Annotated in this window: 19 protein-coding genes and 1 tRNA gene; 17 read left to right on the top strand and 3 right to left on the bottom strand. The window is 51.8% G+C overall.

The window, feature by feature from the left end:
- Nucleotides 1-100: 100 nt before the first annotated feature.
- The 8 genes from EVJ26_RS04105 to EVJ26_RS04070 all read left to right on the top strand — a co-directional run bounded on the left by EVJ26_RS04105 (nucleotide 101) and on the right by EVJ26_RS04070 (nucleotide 7,011).
- Nucleotides 101-1,573, top strand: a complete 1,473-nt coding sequence (locus EVJ26_RS04105) for a tetratricopeptide repeat protein (RefSeq protein ID WP_236635490.1) — start codon at nucleotides 101-103, stop codon at nucleotides 1,571-1,573.
- A 68-nt stretch (nucleotides 1,574-1,641) separates the two neighbouring features.
- Complete coding sequence (gene trxB / locus EVJ26_RS04100) at nucleotides 1,642-2,595, top strand: thioredoxin-disulfide reductase (RefSeq protein ID WP_070328693.1); 954 nt, start codon at nucleotides 1,642-1,644, stop codon at nucleotides 2,593-2,595.
- 124 nt (nucleotides 2,596-2,719) lie between these two features.
- Entirely contained in the window at nucleotides 2,720-3,592 is an 873-nt protein-coding gene (gene rapZ / locus EVJ26_RS04095; protein ID WP_131455831.1) for an RNase adapter RapZ, read from the top strand.
- Nucleotide 3,593: 1 nt separating this feature from the next.
- Nucleotides 3,594-4,589: a gluconeogenesis factor YvcK family protein gene (locus tag EVJ26_RS04090; RefSeq protein ID WP_131455833.1), complete on the top strand. Its 996-nt coding sequence runs from the start codon at nucleotides 3,594-3,596 to the stop codon at nucleotides 4,587-4,589.
- Between the two features lie 25 nt (nucleotides 4,590-4,614).
- Entirely contained in the window at nucleotides 4,615-5,568 is a 954-nt protein-coding gene (gene whiA, locus EVJ26_RS04085) for a DNA-binding protein WhiA (RefSeq protein ID WP_131455835.1), read from the top strand.
- An 86-nt stretch (nucleotides 5,569-5,654) separates the two neighbouring features.
- Nucleotides 5,655-5,891: a hypothetical protein gene (locus EVJ26_RS04080; protein WP_016508644.1), complete on the top strand. Its 237-nt coding sequence runs from the start codon at nucleotides 5,655-5,657 to the stop codon at nucleotides 5,889-5,891.
- A 93-nt stretch (nucleotides 5,892-5,984) separates the two neighbouring features.
- The gene (locus tag EVJ26_RS04075) at nucleotides 5,985-6,509 is read left to right on the top strand and encodes a DUF2179 domain-containing protein (protein WP_236634017.1); all 525 of its coding nucleotides are present in this window, start codon (nucleotides 5,985-5,987) and stop codon (nucleotides 6,507-6,509) included.
- Between the two features lie 61 nt (nucleotides 6,510-6,570).
- Nucleotides 6,571-7,011 carry a hypothetical protein gene (locus EVJ26_RS04070; protein WP_131455839.1) on the top strand — a complete coding sequence of 147 codons (441 nt, stop codon included), beginning with the start codon at nucleotides 6,571-6,573 and terminating at the stop codon, nucleotides 7,009-7,011.
- Nucleotides 7,012-7,049: 38 nt separating this feature from the next.
- Here EVJ26_RS04070 and clpP read toward each other — a convergent pair whose 3' ends face one another.
- The 3 genes from clpP to EVJ26_RS04055 all read right to left on the bottom strand — a co-directional run bounded on the left by clpP (nucleotide 7,050) and on the right by EVJ26_RS04055 (nucleotide 9,848).
- The gene (clpP, locus tag EVJ26_RS04065; protein ID WP_255417547.1) at nucleotides 7,050-7,664 is read right to left on the bottom strand and encodes an ATP-dependent Clp endopeptidase proteolytic subunit ClpP; all 615 of its coding nucleotides are present in this window, start codon (nucleotides 7,662-7,664) and stop codon (nucleotides 7,050-7,052) included.
- An 86-nt stretch (nucleotides 7,665-7,750) separates the two neighbouring features.
- Nucleotides 7,751-9,646, bottom strand: coding sequence for a 3'-5' exonuclease (locus EVJ26_RS04060; protein WP_131469819.1), 1,896 nt, complete (start codon nucleotides 9,644-9,646; stop codon nucleotides 7,751-7,753).
- Nucleotides 9,647-9,775: 129 nt separating this feature from the next.
- A tRNA-Arg gene (locus EVJ26_RS04055) sits at nucleotides 9,776-9,848 on the bottom strand.
- A 124-nt stretch (nucleotides 9,849-9,972) separates the two neighbouring features.
- On the opposite strand from EVJ26_RS04055, the gene EVJ26_RS04050 reads away from it, so the two are divergent.
- From EVJ26_RS04050 to galU, 9 genes are all read left to right on the top strand, one after another.
- Nucleotides 9,973-11,112: an RNA polymerase factor sigma-54 gene (locus EVJ26_RS04050; RefSeq protein ID WP_131469817.1), complete on the top strand. Its 1,140-nt coding sequence runs from the start codon at nucleotides 9,973-9,975 to the stop codon at nucleotides 11,110-11,112.
- 1 nt (nucleotide 11,113) lies between these two features.
- On the top strand, nucleotides 11,114-11,371 hold the full coding sequence (locus tag EVJ26_RS04045) for a glutaredoxin family protein (RefSeq protein ID WP_131455847.1): 258 nt from the start codon (nucleotides 11,114-11,116) through the stop codon (nucleotides 11,369-11,371).
- Nucleotides 11,372-11,483: 112 nt separating this feature from the next.
- Entirely contained in the window at nucleotides 11,484-12,509 is a 1,026-nt protein-coding gene (locus EVJ26_RS04040) for a sugar-binding transcriptional regulator (RefSeq protein ID WP_201738329.1), read from the top strand.
- Nucleotides 12,510-12,569: 60 nt separating this feature from the next.
- On the top strand, nucleotides 12,570-13,577 hold the full coding sequence (gene gap, locus EVJ26_RS04035) for a type I glyceraldehyde-3-phosphate dehydrogenase (protein WP_131469815.1): 1,008 nt from the start codon (nucleotides 12,570-12,572) through the stop codon (nucleotides 13,575-13,577).
- Between the two features lie 98 nt (nucleotides 13,578-13,675).
- Nucleotides 13,676-14,860: a phosphoglycerate kinase gene (locus EVJ26_RS04030; RefSeq protein ID WP_070328702.1), complete on the top strand. Its 1,185-nt coding sequence runs from the start codon at nucleotides 13,676-13,678 to the stop codon at nucleotides 14,858-14,860.
- An 18-nt stretch (nucleotides 14,861-14,878) separates the two neighbouring features.
- Entirely contained in the window at nucleotides 14,879-15,631 is a 753-nt protein-coding gene (gene tpiA / locus EVJ26_RS04025; RefSeq protein WP_070328703.1) for a triose-phosphate isomerase, read from the top strand.
- The gene (gene gpmI, locus EVJ26_RS04020) at nucleotides 15,632-17,170 is read left to right on the top strand and encodes a 2,3-bisphosphoglycerate-independent phosphoglycerate mutase (RefSeq protein ID WP_070328704.1); all 1,539 of its coding nucleotides are present in this window, start codon (nucleotides 15,632-15,634) and stop codon (nucleotides 17,168-17,170) included.
- Between the two features lie 33 nt (nucleotides 17,171-17,203).
- A complete protein-coding gene (gene eno, locus EVJ26_RS04015) occupies nucleotides 17,204-18,496 on the top strand; it encodes a phosphopyruvate hydratase (protein WP_131455853.1) in 1,293 nt (430 codons plus the stop codon).
- A gap of 416 nt (nucleotides 18,497-18,912) precedes the next feature.
- On the top strand, nucleotides 18,913-19,794 hold the full coding sequence (gene galU / locus EVJ26_RS04010; protein WP_131468796.1) for a UTP--glucose-1-phosphate uridylyltransferase GalU: 882 nt from the start codon (nucleotides 18,913-18,915) through the stop codon (nucleotides 19,792-19,794).
- The last annotated feature ends 4 nt before the right edge of the window (nucleotides 19,795-19,798 follow it).

Genomic DNA, 19,798 nt, shown 5'->3' with positions numbered 1-19,798 from the left:
ATTTTTTTAAACTTTTTCGGTTGCCCTCATGGATTGAGTGCGGTATTCTTAATCCTGCAACTAAAAAAAGATACTAGAGACGATGTGGAGGATTTAGAATATGGAAGCGAACTATGAAGCACTAATGACGCTACCCGAACCAGAATCTCCGCTTGCTGCGGAGCTCCACTACTATAGAGGTCGTCGAGCGTTACGAGAAGGTCGCCTAGATGAAGCGACTTTTTTCATGGCTGAAGCAACTGCTGCGGCAGTCCATCGCGTCGATTACCACAAACAGTACGCTGAACTGTTATTCGAAGTAGGGGAGGTCTACCACGCCAACGATGTGTGGAAACGGGTATTAGAACTCGACCAGACGGCGACAGAGGCACTTTATCACCTCGCGAGCAACTGCGCCTATATCTCACAGTACGAAGAAGCGGCCACGTATGCGAGCCGCTATCTTGAACAGGAAGCGCACGGTCGTTACGCGGAATCGGTCCAATCCCTTCTCGAACTGATCGAGCTTGAACAAGAGCTCGAGGACGAAGAAGAGGACGAGTTGATCACGTGGCACACCGAGGCGCAGCAACACATCGACAAAGGTCGGCTCTTCGCCGCCAAGTCGACGCTTGAGCGCTTGATCGATCAATATCCGACGTTTTGGCCGGCGTTCAACAATTTGGCCATCGTCCACTTTTACCTCGGCAACGACGAATCGGCGTTCGAGACGCTCGAGTACGTCCTCGACCAAAATCCGGGCAACTTGCATGCGATCTTGAACACGATTCTTCTATTACATGAGGCCGGACAGTCGGAAGCGGCGCTGCAACTGTCGGTCCCGCTCACACGCGTCCGTCCGATCCAATTTGAATTGCGCTACAAGCTCGCTACGACGCTAGCTCTCGTCGGCCAGTACGACCATGCCTACGAAGAACTGCGTCTATTGAAAGAACGCGGCTTCCGTGGCGACTCACTGTTCGGGCATTGGCTCAGCGTATCCGCCTACAAGACAGGACGTTCTGAAGAAGCGGCTACCTATTTGAACAGTGACGAGTTGAAACAGTTTGAAGAGAAAAATCCGTTCGACATCCGCGACAACCTCGAGTTCCGCTCGGCGCTCGTCCAAGGTCTGCGCCAAGAGGAAGACACGGCCCGCATCGAGATCATTCGGATCATCTCAAAGCTCGCCGATGACGAAGCGTTCGAGGCGCTCGCCTTGACGAACGGATTGACCGACAACGAGACGGTGATCTCGTTCGCCGAAAAGTGTCGCGCTGAAATTTGCGGTTCTCCGTTCATGGGCGACGCCCAGATCGAACGAGGATACGCTGCGCTCGTCCTCGCCGAAACAGAAGTGACGGAAGCAGAACAGATGAGTCTCGACGGCGATTTCTATGAGCGCTTCGCGCGACTGCTGCTAGCGGGAGAAACGTTCGAAGACGTCGCGGCATCGGCCGCGGCGCTCGTCTGGATGTTTTACGCGAAACGCGAATCACTCCTGCTCGAGGAGTGCGCCGATACGTTCGGCGTCTCGGTTGACACGCTCACCGGGACGATCCGGACGTTCAAGCGGACACTCGAGCAAGCATAAAGATAGACGATACCTCCCTAGGTTTCTTATACTGAAGTCAATCAATTTCATGCAGAGGTGGAATCACTATGACAGAAGAAAAAATCTATGACGTCATTATCATCGGGGCCGGCCCAGCCGGAATGACGGCGGCACTTTACGCGTCGCGTGCCAATTTGTCGACACTTATGATCGAACGAGGCATCCCAGGTGGGCAGATGGCGAACACGGAAGATATCGAAAACTATCCAGGTTACGACAGCATTCTCGGTCCTGACCTATCTCAAAAAATGTTTGACCACTCGAAAGCGTTCGGTGCGGAATACGCGTATGGCGATGTCCAAAGCATCTCGGACGAAACCGAATATAAAGTCGTCCACGCCCATAACCGTGACTACAAGGCACGCGCCATCATCCTTGCTTCAGGGGCGCAGTATAAAAAAATCGGCGTACCGGGCGAAGAAGAGCTCGGCGGTCGCGGTGTATCCTACTGTGCAGTCTGTGACGGTGCGTTCTTCAAAGGGAAAAACTTGTTCGTCATCGGCGGCGGCGATTCTGCTGTCGAAGAAGGCGTGTTCTTGACGCGCTTCGCGGACAAAGTGACGATCGTCCACCGTCGCGATGAGCTACGGGCGCAGAAGATCCTGCAAAAACGTGCGTTCGACAACCCGAAAGTCGACTTCATCTGGAACCATACGTTGAAAGAGATCGTAGAAGCAGACGGGAAAGTCGGCGGCGCCCGTCTCGTCAGCACGATCGACGGCACGGAGTCAGAGCATGAGATTGATGGCGTATTCATTTACATCGGGATGAACCCGATCACTGGATTCGTCAAAGACCTCGGCATCTTGAACGAGCAAGGCTATATCGTCACGAACGAAGCGATGGAGACGACGATCCCTGGGATTTTCGCCGCTGGAGACGTTCGCGACAAGACGCTCCGTCAAGTCGTCACAGCGACGAACGACGGGTCGATCGCCGCTCAAAACGCGCAACATTTCATCGAGGGTCTCCTCGAGAAATTACAAGAACAAAACGCGTGACCAAGGCAGAAGGGATTGCGGGCAACCGCAATCCCTTCTCTTTTTTTCGGGCGTTCGTTATACTGAGGGTGGAAGAGAGCCGAACACACGGCTCGGTTGTCAAATTTAAGGGGGCGTCAGCGACATGGAAGACTTTAAAGGATTAGAAGAATTGATCATCATCAGCGGGATGAGTGGGGCTGGTAAATCGGTCGCGATGAATAGCTTTGAGGACCTCGGCTATTTTTGCGTCGATAACTTGCCGCCGGTACTGTTGCCGCAGCTGATCGATGTCATCAGTTCGGTCCGTCCGAAGATCGCGGTCGCGATCGACACGCGCACGCCGGACTTCATCGATAGCTTGTTCATCGTCATCGATGATCTCGAACAAAAGAACGTGCACCCGCATCTGCTCTATCTCGACACACGGGACGAAGTGCTCGTCCGTCGTTATAAAGAGACGCGCCGGTCGCATCCGCTCGCCCCGGAAGACGCACCGCTCGTCGGCATCAAGATGGAGCGTTCGCTGCTCGAAGGGTTCCGTGACCGGGCCCACACGCTCTACGATACGAGCGACTTGAAGCCACAAATGCTCAAAGACCGGATCTTGCTCCAGTTCAACGAGGAGCGGATCCCGTTCACCGTCAACTTCATGTCGTTCGGCTTTAAGCACGGCGTACCGCTCGACATCGATTTATTGTTCGACGTCCGCTTCATCACGAACCCGTTCTACATCCCGGAGCTAAGGCCGCTCACCGGTCAGACGGAAGCAGTCCAGACCTACGTCATGTCGCATCCTGAGGCGCGGGCGTTCTATAAAAAAGTGATCGATATGCTCGAGTTCCTGTTGCCGCAATACAAGCGGGAAGGGAAAGCGCAAGTCGTCGTCGCTTTCGGTTGTACGGGCGGGAAACACCGCTCGATCACGTTCGCTGAAAAAGTATCGGCCCATTTCGCCGAGCGCTACAACGTCAAGACCGTCCATCGTGACCTCGTCCACGCGACGAAGGAGAAGTAAGATGAGACGCGAGAGAAAAGTTGTCGCCATCGGTGGCGGGACGGGTCTATCGACGCTCGTCCGTGGTCTCAAGCATTATCCGCTCGCGATCACGGCGATCGTCACGGTCGGGGATGACGGTGGCAGCTCGGGACGGCTCCGCGACGAGTTCCATATGCTACCGCCCGGGGATATCCGTAACGTCATCTTGGCGTTATCGGAAGTCGAGCCGCTCATGGACCGTATCTTACAGTATCGGTTCGACAGCGGCTACGGGCTCGAGGGTCATTCGCTCGGCAACTTGATGTTGACGGCGGCGACACATATTTGTGAAGGGTCGTTCGTCAAGGCGATCGACGTGTTGTCGCAGCTGTTGAACGCCCAAGGGAAGGTCTTGCCGGTCACGGAGACGCTCATGACGCTCGCCGCTGAATTTGAGGACGGGACGATCGTCAAAGGCGAATCAAAGATCCCGCTCGTCGGAAAAGCGATCAAGCGTCTGTTCTTGCTTGAAGAAGGCATCAAAGCAGCACCGGGCGTCGTCGAGGCGATTGAACAGGCGGATGTGATCGTCCTTGGTCCGGGAAGCCTGTATACGAGCATCATTCCGAACTTGTTGATCCCGGAAGTGCGCGATGCCATCGTCCGGGCCGGCGTCCCGATCGTCTATATTTGTAACGTCATGACGCAGCCGGGTGAGACGCAAGGTTACGACGCGATGCGGCATTTGAAGTCGGTCGAGGCGTACCTCGGGAAGTCGACGGTCGATACGATCGTCGTCAACAATGAACCGATTGAAGATATTTATTTAGAGCGCTACCTCGAAGACGGATCGGAAGAAGTCCGGTTCGATCGGAAGAAGCTCCGCAACTATGGCACGAACGTGCTCGCCGGGGACATCGTCGACTATAACCGGGACTATATCCGTCACGATTCGGACGCGATTGCCGGACTCGTCATGCAACGCGTGCTGCGGATCAAGAAACCACGCTCGTACCAGGAGCTTGAACTGAAATAGCAGGAATGGAAAGGAGGGGACCGAGATGAGCTTTGCCTCAGAAGTGAAAAAAGAACTGACGCAACTCGACGTCACCGATGCCGAGGCGAAAGCGGAATTGTCCGCGCTCGTCCGCATGAACGGTGTCATCTCGCTCGCTTTAGGACGGGGGATGACGCTTGACGTCTCGACCGAGAACGCCGCGATCGCGCGCCGCATCTACTCCCTCATGAAACGTCTGTACGACCATCACTTGGATCTGTTCGTCCGGAAGAAAATGCGGTTGAAGAAGAACAATGTCTACATCGTCCGTGTCTCGCAACGCGCCGAGACGATGCTCCGTGACCTCGAGATCCTCGGGGAGAACTATGAGATGATCCGGACACTCAACTCGGATATGACGCGCAACCAGAACCTGGCCCGCGCTTACTTGCGTGGTGCGTTCCTCGCCGGGGGATCGATCAACCATCCGAAGACGTCGTCTTACCATCTAGAGGTGTACAGTCTGTATGAGAACCATAACCAGGCGCTCCGTGACCTCGCCAACCGTTTCGGCTTGAACGCGAAGACGCTCGAGCGGAAAAAAGGGCATATCCTCTACATCAAAGAGAGCGAGAAGATCTCCGACTTCCTTAAACTGATCGGGGCGACGCGCGGCATGCTCGATTTCGAGGACGCCCGCATCATCAAAGACATGCGCAACTCGGTCAACCGGCTCGTCAACTGTGAGACGGCAAACTTGAACAAGACGGTCGGGGCGGCGCTCCGGCAAGTCGAGAATATCAAGTATCTCGAACGGACGGTCGGGCTTGAAATTTTACCGGTCAAGCTCCGCGAGATCGCCGAGCTTCGGGTCACCCATCAAGACGTGTCGCTCCAAGAACTCGGGGAAATGCTCGAGACGGGACCGATCTCGAAGTCGGGCATCAACCACCGGCTTCGCAAAATCGACCAGATTGCGGAGAAAGTTCGCAGCGGCGAAGAAATCGGGTCATCCTGACACCGGTTGCGCCAAAAGCATTCTTCCTATATAATTAGCAATTGTGTATAGGAATTTGAAATGTAAACTAAAGGAGCTTCAACATTATGTCGAATGCAAAGAAAAGACTCTCGCTCACGATTGACGCTGAGCTAGACCGGGTCATCACGGACCGGGCCAAAGAAATCGGGATTCCGAAAAGTGCGCTCGTGACATTCGCGACAAGCCTCTTCCTCAACCAGTTGCGTGCTGAAGAGATGTTGTCAGGCGATACGAACGCGATTTACCAAGTCATCCGTAAAGACTATGAACTGCTCACGAGCGTTGATAATTTAAGTAAATGAGAAAAGGGCTGACCGCGGTCAGCCTTTTTTGGTTGCATCCGTCACGGAAATTTGGAATAGTGGAGTTACTGAATTGGAATGGAGGTCGATCCTATGGGACAAGCGAGCCAACTCTTGCTCATTTTATTATTACAATTACTATTTGTACCGGTGCTCACGCTTCGGACGATCATGCTCGTCAAAGGGAAAACGGTGATTGCGGCCATGTTCGGGACGCTCGAGACGCTCATCTACATCTTCGCGCTCGGTATCGTCTTTCAAGATTTGACGACGCTCGGGATGATCGTGTATGCGGTCGGGTTCGGGCTCGGTATTCTTCTCGGCGGTTTCGTCGAGCGGAAACTTGCGATCGGCTACAACATGATCCAAGTCCACACGCAAGAGTTTCCGGCTGAGCTCATTCAAAAGATGCGCGACAGCGGTTACGGTGTGACGCACTATCAAGGTCAAGGCCGTGATGGAACGCGTTATCGTCTTGATGTCTTGGCGGCTCGGACGCGGATGAAAGAATTGCGCCAAATGGTCGAGGAGTATGAACCGAAGGCGTTTCTCGTCGCGTTCGACCCGGTCGATTTTAAAGGTGGATATATGTTGAAAGGGCTCCGACGCCCGAAATGAACGGAAGACTCACGAAAGTGGGTCTTTTTTTTGTGGAGTGGGGAATAGACAGGGAAAGGAGATGAGCGTGTTGAAGCGAAAAGGGCGATGGGTGTGGGTGATCGGGTTACTGGTAGTCGGGGGAGGATTGCTCGCGATATCCCTTTGGAAAGCAGAATCGTCGCTGCGCCCGCCACTGCCGACGGTCCGGGTCGGTTCAGTGACCGCCGAAGTGAGACAGTCGACGTTCTGTTGGTCCGATCAGGGACAAGGGGTATGTGAAGACCATGGGTTACCGGGAGCGGACGACCTGCAGCTCGTCCCGGTCAAACCGGGTGCTGAGATCGACGTGACGTTCCACGCCGAGCCGTCGAACTTTTCATTCAATCAGATTGTCGACGGGGAACTCGTCCCGTCCGAGCAAGTCGTTCCCGATGAACCGGGCGTCTATTTGTTCGAGACGGGCGGGGACTGGGCACAAGGCGACAGCCGTTACGTGTTCGGCGTCAAGGTCGAAGAGTAAATAAAAAACCCATTCTCCGCTGAGAATGGGTTTACGTGTTAACGTGTCATGACTTTATCGATGAGACCGTAGTTGCTCGCCTCATCAGCTGACATGAAGTAGTCGCGCTCTGTGTCGCGCTCGATGACTTCAAGCGGCTGTCCTGTGTTGTCGGACATGATTTGGTTCAACTTCTCACGCATCTTGATGATCCGTTCAGCGTGGATTTTAATGTCCGACGCTTGACCTTGTGTTCCGCCGAGCGGTTGGTGAATCATGATCTCCGCGTTTGGAAGCGCGAAGCGTTTACCTTTTTCACCGGCTTGGAGCAAGAAGGCACCCATCGATGCGGCCATTCCGATACAGATTGTCGATACGTTCGGCTTGATGAAGTTCATCGTGTCGTAGATCGCCATTCCGGAAGTGATCGAGCCACCCGGGCTGTTGATGTAGAGTGAGATGTCCTTATCTGGGTCCTCAGCTGCAAGGAAAAGAAGCTGGGCGACGATCGAGTTGGCGACGTTGTCGTCGATCGCGCTTCCGAGAAGGATGATCCGGTCTTTAAGCAAGCGTGAGTAAATGTCGTACGCGCGTTCCCCGCGACCTGTTTGTTCGATAACTGTTGGAATTAACATTGAATTTGCCTCCTTGTATGTATCGTGTAAACCTATCATAACCGCTATAGTCAATGTTGGTCAAACGGTTAAGCTTTCTAGCCTATATTCCACGATTAAACAGCAATAAAACTTTTAAGTATGACTTAGCTATCTTTCCTCAGTAACCTAGACTTCACTTCAGTTTTGAGAGACTCGAGGTATTGCGTAAAAGCGGATTGCCCAGAGTAAGACAAAAATAAAAATTCTTTGGCGCGAGTCATTCCGATGTAAAGCAATGCCACTTCTCGTTCGACATCACTTTCATATTTGAAAGGCATATTGTCAACATTTACAATGAACACGGCTTGAAAATCTAACCCTTTACTACTATCGATCGTGCTAATTTTTACTAGTTGATCATCTTTTGAGAAGTTTCGTTTAGATTCACTGTTTTCAGTTATCCAGTAATACCCGATTTGTTGTTTATTTAAAGCCCTGCTCAGCACATCCACATAATACATGGTCGATAGTTTCTGAACTCGATATAAGATTATCATTTCCGAGTAAGGGATTTGTTTTTCAACGTGTAACTTTTTAATTTGACGGGCAACAATATCTGCTTCTATGAAAAAATTATCGCATTTAACGATGGCAGGCTCTACTCCACGTCGTCTTGTGCTCTGAGGTGCGATTATTTCACCGTCTAATTCTTTAGAAACTACTTTATTTTTTAATTTTGATTGCGATTGGTAAAAATCCCAAGCGAACTTTACGATTTGGGCCGTATTGCGGTAATTGATACTTAATATTTTAGATCGTCCTCGGAAATCCAGACCTGTGTCTTGTGCATAGCTTCGTTTACGTTTGTAAATGGATTGCGCGCGATCTTCGACAAGGAGGAGTGATTTTGTTTCTGGATTAAGAAGCTCACTCGCGAGCTCTAGCCATTCGGGTTCGAAATCCTGACCTTCATCAATCAAAATTGCGTCGTACATTGGCAAAATCGTTTCATTTTTTCGAAGTTTTTCAATCACGTGTGGTAACGACTGCTCTGAAAACTTTAAATCATGTTTGAGCCATGCGTGGAAGTTACGTATTTGAACATGGTGATCTCTTCTTTTTTCAGGATCGAAGTCGAATAGATCGTCCGGTTCGAGCATCATTTGATTGACCATCTGTTCAATGAAACGTGCAAGTGAAATATTGTAACAAAGGATTAAGATGTTCCAGTCGGGATGTTGTCTCGATAGTAACTTAGCACGACTCGCCAGAATCAACGTCTTCCCACTTCCGGCAACACCACGAATTAGCCTATTTTGATCCCCCAACTGTTTCGCCAAGTTTTCTTGATGTAAATCCATGGCACGAATATTGTGAAGGGAAAGTAGCAACTGGTCTTGATATTGTGCGGGTTTTTTGAACTCGGCACTAATTCTTACTTCGGGGAACAAGTGATATCGAATAGCGTCAATATCATCATGGGTGAGAGGGGTCCGCAGTCGATAGGGGACGGTAAACATATTTAATATTTTTTCGATCAGCACAGTCTCTGAAAAATCATCGTCATCAGGATTTATTTCGTCACGTGTAAAAGAGAATGAAGGGTCAATGACATTATAAAGTCCATGACGTATACATTCATCTTGATTTAGCCTGGTGAACACTACCCCAGAACCGTAAGGGAATTTTAAAGATGATGTGTATTTCCCTTCTGCTTGTATCAAATTTTGATCACGTTTAAGAACATCAACGATATGAAACATATTTTCTCGTGCTTGAACGAAAGGACTTTTTATTTTTTGCTGTTTGCCGTCTGTAGGTGTGATGATCCATTCATCGTTTGTTAATTGAAATAATGTATTACGAGTGTAGTCTTTCACTTCTAGCACTAATAGCCCTAAGTCCGGTCCAATGATTACGAAGTCAGGTCGTCGGCCAAGAATGCTAGGCTCGAAATAGACAATATAGTCATCAGGAAGATAGTGCTTTAACGTACGAAACACTAAGCGCTCTCCTGACGTTGCAGAAGTACGAATTGTTTCAGGAACAGATAAAGCCATCATGTACACCTCAATCACATTTATTTCTTTAAATATACTACATATAGTAATTAATGATATACGATGGATTTTTATTGGTAATAAAACAAAAAAAGACGAAGGCAAATTGCCTTCGTCTTAATAAGTAGATACACCCGGAGAGATTTGAACTCCCGACACCTGGCACCGGAAACCAGTGCTCTATCCCCTGAGCTACGGGTGCATGTTCTCTGACACGATTTATTATACAATTGTTTTTTTGAAAAAGCAATCCTGTTGTTATGTCTTTTTTTGCAAGCGCGTTTGGCGACCATTCGTTACAATTAGAAGTGAGAGGGGTGTGACCGATGCAACGGCAAGAACAGCAACAACTGCAGAAGCTTCAGCTGACACAAGACATGGTCCGGCGTCTGCCGGTTCTTGAGGCGGACCGGGTCGCGCTCGAGTGGCAGCTCGTCCGGTTGGCTAAACGAAACACGCACGTCACAACGGGCGGTACGGTCGAATGGATTGCGGAGGCGGCGGGCGGTTTTGAAGCACGGCTATTTGAACAGATTGACGAAGGAAGCGGGACCGAGGCCCAAAAGCAGCTTCAAAAACAACTCGTCATGGCGCTCGACCATCGCGGTCTACTTCCGGAGACCGATGCCGTCCTCGCGAAGCGATTCGGTGTCGAGATGGCGGACGTCGATCTGGCCCGGCGCGCACTGTTATTTTTAGAGCCGACCGGGATCGGTGCGGCTTCAGAACATGACTGCCAATACCGTCACGCGATCGAGCATGACGATCCACACGTGCTCGACGTGTTCGAGGCGCTTGACGCAAAGGTCGAGCATGTAGCGGACAGGCTCGGGATGACGACCGACGAATACGAGCGAATCAGCCGAATCGTCGCCACGCTCCCGAGGACACCGATATTATATGAAGAAACCGAGCATATTCTACCCGAACTCGAGGTCGTCGTTCAAGACGGGGAACTCATCACGACGTGGTTCAGTCCGATGATTGACTTGGACGTCGGTTCGGACCGGGAGGCGAAGTGGTGGCAAGAGACGCTCGCGATGCGCGCAGAGACGCTCCGCTCTGTGTGGGCCGTCATCGAGCGACGCCAGGCGGACTGGCTCCGCGGCCAACTCGTCCTGCATCCGCTCACACGAAAAGAAGTCGCCATCGAGATCGGCAAGCATGAGTCGACGGTCGGCCGCGCGATTCAAGGCAAGTACGCCAAGACCGCGGGCGGCGTGATGGAGTGGCGTCACTTCTTCGTCCGCGCCACGTACCACGGCCAAGCCCCGTTCATGATTAAACGGGCGCTCGCCGAGCTGATCCAACAAGAGACGGCGCCTTTGAGCGACCAGGCGCTCACCGATGAGCTGGCCCGGATCGGCTACACCGTGACGCGGCGGACGGTCGCGAATTATCGTGAGGCGCTAGGTTTTGGCAACTCGCGGGAGCGGGAACGACAGTTATGGAAAGGGGAGACGTGACATGGTACTGACGTTATATCGCCGGGAGAACTGCTCGCTTTGTGAGGAGGCGCTCGTCATGCTCGAATGGCTACAGGAAGATTATCCGTTCGAGCTCGAGCAAATCGACATCACGGGCGACGCGTTGCTTGAAGAAAAATATTTATTTGAGATTCCCGTCGTTCTACATGAAGGAACCCTTATTAGTCAAGGGCGATACGATGACGAGAAAGTTGAAGAATTTGTTAAGTATACGCTTACATCGAAAAAAAACGTTTGAAGGGGTTGCCAGACGGTAAGGTGATTGGTAAGATGAACTCGTAGCGGTGGGACGTAAAAATAAAAGTGGGACAATTTTTGTCCACACTTTAAGTCGAGGGGGAATGAGCATGATCCAGCAACTGATTCAAGTTCAGAAGCAAATCGTCCCTGACCTGCTCGACACGCTCCGACATCGTTATGACATCTTACATTATGTCCGGCTCATGCAGCCAATCGGCCGCCGGACGTTGGCCACTAGCCTCGGGCTGACGGAACGAATCTTAAGACGAGAAGTCGACTTTTTGAAAGACCAAGGTCTTCTCACAGTCGCGACCCAAGGGATCTCACTTACAGAATCGGGCCGAAACGTTCTCAGAGACTTGCACGAGGTCATGGGAGAAATCCTAGGGATTTCACAAATCGCACGAGTTCTCGAGCAAAAACTAGGCGTTCGCCAAGTCGTCATCGTACCGGGAGATTCGGACGAGACGTTCTGGGTCCAGCGAGATATCGGTCGGGCCGCCGTCACGCAACTAAAAGCGCGACTGGCACCTGACGACAATATCATCGCGGTCACAGGCGGGACGACGATGGCATCGGTTGCGGCAATGATGTCGCCCGATAAAAAAGAACGACCGATGCATTTCGTGCCGGCACGCGGCGGACTCGGCGAAACGCTCGAGTTACAGGCGAACACCGTCTGTTCTCGAATGGCGGACCGGGCCCATGCCGACTATCATTTACTCCACATTCCGGATGAGGTTTCACAAAAGACGTTTGAACGGATGGTGGAGGAACCAAGCATAAAAAATGTGCTGGAAATGATTAGAGCGGCTCGAATAGTGGTACATGGAATTGGTGAGGCCGAAACGATGGCAAAACGTCGTCACGCCACACCGGAGCATTTGCGGATGATCGAACGGCACGAAGCCGTCGCCGAAGCGTTCGGATATTATTTCAACGCAGAAGGCGAAATCGTTCATCGGGTCAAGACGGTCGGCATTCAATTAGAGGAGCTCGACGACATGGACACCGTCATCGCCGTCGCCGGAGGAAAGTCAAAGGCACAAGCGATTGCCGCATATGCGAAACATAGGCCGAACATCATCCTCGTCACAGACGAAGGTGCGGCCACAGAATTATTAACTCGTTATTAAAGAGTTGACCCCCGTTGGCTCTTCTAATAAATAGCTTCTACCCTAAGGAGGAAATTAACTATGACAGTAAAAGTTGGTATTAACGGTTTTGGACGTATTGGTCGCTTGGCATTCCGCGAGATCTTGAAGAGTGAAGGCGTCGAGGTTGTTGCAATCAACGACTTGACTGACACGAAGATGCTTGCTCACCTTCTCAAATATGACACGACACAAGGTCGTTTCGACGGAGAAGTTGAAGTACACGACGGTCACTTCCTCGTAAACGGCGAGAAAGTCGTTACACTTGCTAACCGCAACCCAGAAGAACTTCCATGGGGCGAGCTCGGTGTTGACATCGTTCTCGAATGTACTGGATTCTTCACAGACAAAGAAAAAGCGGAGCTTCATTTGAAAGCTGGCGCGAAAAAAGTTGTGATCTCGGCTCCGGCTACAGGTGACATGAAAACAGTTGTTTACAACACGAACCACGAAATCCTTGACGGTTCTGAGACAGTAATCTCTGGTGCTTCTTGTACAACAAACTGCTTGGCGCCAATGGCGAAAGTTCTCCAAGATCAGTTCGGAATCATCGAAGGTCTCATGACAACAATCCACGCTTACACTGGCGACCAAAACACACTCGACGCTCCACACCCTAAAGGTGACTTCCGTCGTGCACGTGCGGCAGCAGCGAACATCGTACCGAACACAACTGGTGCGGCTAAAGCGATCGGCCTTGTTATCCCAGAACTTCAAGGTAAACTTGACGGCGCAGCACAACGTGTACCAGTCGCAACTGGTTCATTGACTGAGCTCGTAACAGTTCTCGAGAAAACAGTTTCTGTTGACGAAATCAACGCAGCAATGAAAAAAGCAGCGAACGAGTCATTCGGTTACACTGAAGACCAAATCGTATCTTCTGACGTCGTCGGAATCACTTACGGTTCACTCTTCGATGCGACACAAACGAAAGTCATGACAGTCGGCGACAAGCAACTCGTTAAAACAGTTGCATGGTACGACAACGAAATGTCATACACTGCACAATTGGTTCGCACACTCAAGCACTTTGCTGAAATCGCGAAGTAAGTTCGTGAACTAAATAGAACCAAATAGGAGCGGAAACAAGAGATTGTTCTCCGCTCTATTTATGAAATTTAAACGCACGACATATGGAGGCGAAGTTTATGAACAAAAAGTCTATTCGTGACATCGATGTAAAAGGGAAGCGCGTCTTTTGCCGCGTTGACTTCAACGTTCCAACTAAAGATGGCGTCATTCAAGACGAGACGCGGATCCAAGCAGCTATTCCGACGATCAAGCATTTGATCGACGGCGGCGCGAAAGTCATTTTGGCGAGCCACCTCGGCCGTCCAGGCGGCGAGAAGAACGAAAAATACTCGCTCGCACCGGTTGCAAAACGTCTAGGTGAACTTCTCGGCAAAGACGTCCCGCTCGCTGAAGAGGCGTACGGTCCAGTTGCAGAAGAAGCCGTTTCAAAACTTGGTGAAGGTGACGTCGTCGTTCTCGAAAACGTCCGTTTCTACCCTGGTGAAACGAAAAATGATCCAGAACTCGCTAAAGGCTTTGCGGCGCTCGCTGACGTCTTCGTCAACGACGCGTTCGGTGCGGCTCACCGTGCCCATGCCTCGACGGAAGGGATCGCGCAAAACGTCGACACGGCGGTTGCTGGTTTATTGATGGAGAAAGAACTTGAAGTGCTCGGCAAAGCGCTCTCGAACCCGGATCGCCCGTTCACGGCTATCATCGGCGGTTCGAAAGTTGCTGACAAGATCGGGGTCATCGACCACCTTCTCGACATCGTTGACACGCTCATTATCGGTGGCGGACTCTCGTACACGTTCTCGAAAGCACTCGGGAACGAAGTCGGAACGTCACTCCTTGAAGAAGACAAGCTCGACCTCGCTCGTGAGTTCATGAAAAAAGCAGAAGACAAAGGCGTGAAGTTCTTGTTGCCGGTCGACGCTGTGATTGCGAAAGAATTCGGCGAAGAAACATACGTCGGACCAGTCGATATCGACTCGATCCCTGCGGATCACATGGGTCTCGACATCGGACCGAAGACGGTCGAAATTTACGCGGAAGCGATTCGCGAATCGAAACTTGTCGTTTGGAACGGACCGATGGGCGTATTCGAACTCGATAAATACGCTAACGGAACGAAAGGTGTCGCTCAAGCACTCGCAGACAGCGACGCGTATTCAATCATCGGTGGTGGCGACTCAGCCGCGGCAGCAGCCAAGTTCGGCCTTGCTGACAAGATGAGTCACATCTCAACTGGTGGCGGCGCTTCACTCGAATTCATGGAAGGCAAGAAACTTCCAGGCGTCGAAGCGTTGAACGACAAGTAAAACTGAGGAGGATTATCGATGCGTAAACCGATTATTGCAGGTAACTGGAAAATGAATAAAACACTCTCGGAAGCGGTCGCTTTCGTAGAGGAAGTTAAAAACAATATCCCGTCAACGGACAAAGTTGACGCGGCGATTGGTGCACCAGCAGTATTCTTAGCCCCAATGGTAGAAGCGGCTAAAGGATCGAACTTAAAGCTTAGTGCGCAAAACATGTACGACAAAGACAGCGGGGCATATACAGGTGAAACGAGCCCGGCGATGATCGCCAACCTCGGCGTCACTTACGTCATCCTTGGACACTCGGAGCGCCGTGAATACTTCGGCGAGTCAGATGCGTTCATCAACAGCAAAACGAAAAAAGCGTTCGAACACGGTCTTACGCCAATCGTTTGTGTCGGTGAAACACTTGACGAGCGCGAAGGCGGCAAGTTCGAAGAAGTCATCAAGACGCAAGTCGAAGGTGGCCTCGCCGATCTTTCAGCTGACCAAGTCAAACAACTCGTCATCGCGTACGAGCCAGTTTGGGCAATCGGTACTGGCAAATCAGCGGACGAAGCAGACGCGCAAAGCTCATGCAAATACGTTCGCGACGTTGTAAAAGGCCTTTACGGTGAAGACGTGGCGGCTGCGGTTCGCATCCAATACGGCGGTTCAGTCAAACCTGAGAACATCAAGGAGTATATGGCTCAAGAAGACATCGACGGCGCACTCGTCGGCGGTGCCTCACTCGAAGCTGCTTCGTTCCTCAAGTTGTTGGAGGCGATTTAAATGGCAAGACCTGTCGCCCTTATCATCTTAGATGGTTTCGGTATGCGGAACGAAACGTTCGGTAACGCGGTCGCTGCGGCGAACAAACCGAACTTCGACCGTTACTGGGAGACGTATCCACACACGCTGTTAAATGCGCAAGGTGAGTACGTCGGTCTCCCGGAAGGTCAGATGGGCAACTCGGAAGTCGGTCACTTGAACATCGGTGCCGGCCGGGTCGTCTATCAGTCACTTTCACGCGTCAACAACGCCATCAAAGACCGGTCGCTCTTCGACCGTCAAGCGATGAACCATTTGGCGGGACATGTGAAGAAGTATGATTCAAGCCTCCACATCATGGGGCTCGTCTCAGACGGTGGGATCCATTCCCACATCCAGCACATGTTCGCCATCGTCGAGTTCGCGAAACTCCACGGCATTGAAAAAGTATTCATTCACGCTTTCACGGACGGCCGTGACTGTGATCCGAAATCAGGTGCAAGCTTCCTCGAACAGACGGAAGCGAAGCTCGCTGAACTCGGTGTCGGTCAAGTCGCTAGCGTGTCTGGACGTTACTATGCGATGGACCGCGACAACCGTTGGGAACGCGTCGTAAAAGTTTACGACGTCCTCGTCAACGCGAAAGGCGAAGTCGGAACGAATGCGGTCGACGTGCTCAACAAGTCGTACGCAGACGGTTTGACAGATGAGTTCGTCTTGCCGACGGTCATCGAGAAAGACGGTCAACCGGTCGCGACGATCAAAGACAACGACGCGATCATGTTCTTCAACTTCCGTCCGGACCGGGCGATCGAACTCGCGAAAGTGTTCAAAGAGAAGACAGGCTTCAAAGGGTTCGAGCTCTCGAGCGCGCATCCGGAGAACGTCTTGCTCGTCTCGATGACGAAATTCTCGGATGAGATCGATACGGATATCGTCTTCCCGCCGGAAGATTTGAAAAACACGCTCGGCGAAACGCTCGCCGCGCAAGGGTACAAACAGCTCCGCGCCGCGGAAACTGAGAAATACCCGCACGTCACGTTCTTCTTGAACGGACAACAAGAAACACCGTTCGAAGGTGAAGATCGCTTCCTCGTCCCGTCGCCAAAAGTAGCGACGTACGACTTGAAACCGGAAATGAGCGCATACGAGCTCACAGAAGGTCTTCTCGAGCGCATCGAATCAGACACGTACGACGCGTATATCATCAACTACGCGAACCCGGACATGGTCGGCCATTCCGGTATGCTCGAACCGACGAAAAAAGCGGTCGAAGTCGTCGACGAATGCCTCGGTAAAGTAGTGGACGCACTACTCGCCAAAGGCGGCGCGGCGATCATCACGGCGGACCACGGGAACGCTGACCTCGTCACGAACCCGGACGGCTCACCGATGACGGCCCATACGACAGAACCTGTACCATGTATCGTCACGAAGCCAGGCGTTGAACTGAAACCAGTTATGAAAGGTTCGCTTTGCGACCTCGCGCCGACGCTCTTACACCTCCTCGGAGGAGAGCAACCGGCTGAAATGACCGGTACGTCAATCGTTAAGAAGTAAACTACATTTTCCAAACAAAAAGGAGCGATTTTTATGTCAATGATCACAGAAATTTACGCACGCGAAATTTTGGATTCACGCGGTAACCCAACAATCGAAGTAGAAGTATTCACAGAAGACGGCGGCTTCGGTCGTGCCCTCGTCCCATCAGGCGCATCAACTGGTGAGCACGAAGCAGTAGAGCTTCGCGATGGCGACAAGTCACGTTACCTTGGTAAAGGCGTACTCAAAGCCGTTGCTAACGTAAACGACACAATCGCACCTGAACTCATCGGCTACGATGTCTTCGACCAAAACGCACTCGATGCGAAAATGATCGAGCTCGACGGTACGAAAAACAAAGGTAAACTCGGCGCAAACGCGATCCTCGGTGTCTCAATGGCAGCAGCACACGCAGCAGCAGACGAGCTCGGCCTTCCACTTTACACGTACCTCGGTGGATTCAACGCGAAGACGCTTCCAACTCCAATGATGAACATCATCAACGGTGGTTCGCACGCTGACAACAACGTTGACTTCCAAGAGTTCATGATCATGCCTGTAGGCGCGCCAACGTTCCGCGAAGCGCTCCGCATGGGTGCAGAAGTATTCCACGCCCTCAAATCAGTTCTTTCTGGTATGGGTCTTAACACAGCTGTCGGTGACGAAGGTGGTTTCGCACCAAACCTTAAGTCGAACGAAGAAGCGATCACAGTTATCCTTGAAGCGATCGAAAAAGCTGGTTACAAAGCTGGCGAAGACATCTACCTCGCAATGGACGTTGCATCGTCTGAGTTCTACGACAAGTCGACTGGCAAGTACGAACTCGCTGGCGAAGGCAAGTCAATGACAACTGCTGAGCTCGTAGACTTCTACGCTGAGCTCGTTGACAAGTACCCAATCATCTCAATCGAAGACGGTTGCGACGAAAACGACTGGGACGGCTTCAAATTGCTCACTGACAAAATCGGTCACAAAGTTCAGCTCGTTGGGGATGACCTCTTCGTAACGAACACTGAGAAACTTGCTGAAGGTATCGAAAAAGGCATCTCGAACTCGATCCTCATCAAAGTTAACCAAATCGGTACGCTCACAGAAACATTCGACGCGATCGAAATGGCTAAAAAAGCTGGCTACACAGCAGTTATCTCGCACCGTTCTGGTGAAACAGAAGATGCGACAATCGCTGATATCGCAGTTGCGACAAACGCTGGTCAAATCAAAACTGGTTCACTTTCACGTACAGACCGTATCGCGAAGTACAACCAACTTCTCCGCATCGAAGACATGCTCGGCGATGTAGCGAAATACGACGGCATCAAGTCGTTCTACAACCTCAAAAAATAATTGATTGATTGTTTCAGGTCCGCCTTATGGCGGGCCTGTTTTTTGTTGTCGACACTTCATCCGACGGTGGGACGCTTTCCTGGGGTGATGCGGATGCCTCCGCAGCGCCTTCGCGCTTTACGGGGTCATCCTTGCATCACTCTCCCCAAGGAGTCGCCCACCGTCTGATTCCGTTGACGTCAACTCGGACCGGTTATTTAAGCGTTGGATGCGAGTAACAACGAGACGAATTTATGTTCCAAGTGACACCGTCCGAGCGGCACTGCTAGATTGCCTGCAGACAACAGCGGTGGCGGCTTTACACACGTATGGACGATTGAAAATGGTCGTGACATGTGTCACGGCCGTTTTGAGCGTGCGTGAAAGTCGGATTTTTGGGTATAATCATCTACATAATGATAAAAGGGGATAGGTCCATGAAACGTGTACGCAAAGCCATCATCCCAGCCGCTGGTCTCGGCACGCGCTTCTTGCCGGCGACGAAGGCGATGCCAAAAGAGATGCTCCCGATCGTCAACAAGCCGACGATCCAGTTCATCGTCGAGGAGGCGGTCGCCTCAGGGATCGAGGACATCATCATCGTGACCGGGAAGAACAAACGTGCCATCGAGGACCATTTTGACCGGGCCATCGAGCTCGAACAAAACCTCGAGTCGAAAGGGAAGACCGAGCTGCTCGAGTCGGTCCGCCACTCGTCAAACCTCGCCAACATCCACTACATACGCCAACAGGAGCCGAAAGGACTCGGCCACGCGATTTGGTGTGCCCGCAAGTTCATCGGCGACGAACCGTTCGCCGTCCTTTTGGGCGATGATATCATCGAGGCAGAAGTGCCGGCGACACGCCAGCTCATCGAGCAGTACGAGATACATGAACGCTCGATCATCGGGGTCCAACGTGTCCCGTATGAAATGACGAATCGATATGGTATAATTGACCCGCTTGCCGTCGAAGGGAAGCTCATCCCGGTGCGGACGTTCGTTGAGAAACCGCCCGCCGGGGAAGCACCCTCGAACCTCGCCATCCTCGGCCGCTACATTTTGACGCCTGACGTCTTTGAGGCGTTATCGGCCCAAGAGATCGGTACCGGGGGCGAGATTCAATTGACGGACGCCATCGCGCGCTTGAACGAGGCGCAGACGGTGTTCGCCTACGAATTTGACGGCCGTCGCTATGACGTCGGGGAACCGATCGGCTTCATCGAAGCGACGATTGCCTACGCGCTTCGCGACCCAGATTTAAAAGCCAACGTCCATGAGCTGTTAAAACGGTTCGTGGACGAACTCGAACAACAGTAAGGTG

The sequence above is a fragment of the Exiguobacterium sp. SH3S1 genome (assembly GCF_004337105.1).
Classification (GTDB): Bacteria; Bacillota; Bacilli; order Exiguobacteriales; family Exiguobacteriaceae; genus Exiguobacterium; species Exiguobacterium aurantiacum_A.
The sequence above is the reverse complement of the archived record's forward strand: the minus strand, read 5'-3'. Positions and strand labels throughout refer to the sequence as shown.